1 pseudogene is annotated in these 325 nt (G+C 76.3%); it reads left to right on the forward strand.

What is annotated here, in order from left to right:
• Positions 1-325 (forward strand): annotated as a pseudogene (locus KSO97_RS17440) ([protein-PII] uridylyltransferase); the annotation flags it as partial.

A 325-nucleotide genomic window follows, 5' to 3' on the forward strand; every position in this document is an offset into this window, starting at 1 on the left:
AGATCGTGCTCGATGGCAGGGCCGACCCCGGTCGCGATCCGGCGCTGCAGCTGCGCGCGGCCACCGCCGCCGCCGAGCGCGGCGTCCTGCTGGCGCCCGCCACCGCGGCCCGCCTCGTGCGCGAGTGCGCGCCCCTGCCCGACCCCTGGCCGGAGGAGGCGCGGCACCTGCTGGTGCGTCTGCTGGCCTCGGGCCCGGGCCTGCTCGATGTGTGGGAGACCCTGGACGAGACGGGTGCGCTCGCCGGGATCCTGCCGGAGTGGGAGCGGATCAGGCTGCTTCCGCACGCCTCGGTGAACCGGTGGATCACCGAGGCGTGCGGAAG

It is taken from the genome of Nocardioides sp. R-C-SC26, from assembly GCF_021246465.1.
Classification (GTDB): domain Bacteria; phylum Actinomycetota; class Actinomycetes; order Propionibacteriales; family Nocardioidaceae; genus Nocardioides.